Origin of the sequence: Pseudomonas tremae (genome assembly GCF_001401155.1) — a bacterium.
Taxonomy (GTDB): domain Bacteria; phylum Pseudomonadota; class Gammaproteobacteria; order Pseudomonadales; family Pseudomonadaceae; genus Aquipseudomonas; species Aquipseudomonas tremae.
In genome coordinates this window covers 1-461 of the sequence record NZ_LJRO01000483.1, presented here as the reverse complement: position 1 = coordinate 461, position 461 = coordinate 1, and the positions used below count along the sequence as shown (strand labels likewise).

Here is a 461-nt window from a genome sequence, read left to right as displayed (position 1 = left end):
GTTTCTGCTGGGCAGCGCAGGTTTGCTGGTCAGTTCCTGGACGTTCTATCACGTCCTCGGCAGCCATCCGGAAGTGCTGTTCCCGCTGTATGCCGTGACGGGCCTGTTCGTTGGCACTATCGGCGCGGTTCCTTATGTCATGGTCAAGGCTTTCCCGCCCGTGGTGCGTTTCTCCGGGCTGTCGTTCTCCTACAACCTGGCATACGCCATTTTCGGGGGGCTGACGCCGATGGTGGTGACGTTCATGCTCAAGAGCAGCCCGATGGGCCCGGCCTAGTATGTCGCGATTCTCTGCGGCCTGGGTATGGCAATCGGCGTGTTTTTGCTCACCAGAAAGCGTTGATCAGCACCCACTGGTAAAACGCTCAAGGTATCCGCTACAGCGAAAGGCTATCTCCCTGCGAGGGGCGATGGCCTTTTCATCTTATTGTCATAATCAATTCATAGAGTAGTCACAAGAC

General features: G+C 56.4%; 1 pseudogene. It reads left to right on the top strand.

The annotated features are described in order from the left end of the window. Window positions 1-343: pseudogene (locus tag ALO43_RS26790) on the top strand (MFS transporter); the annotation flags it as partial. Window positions 344-461 lie beyond the last annotated feature (118 nt).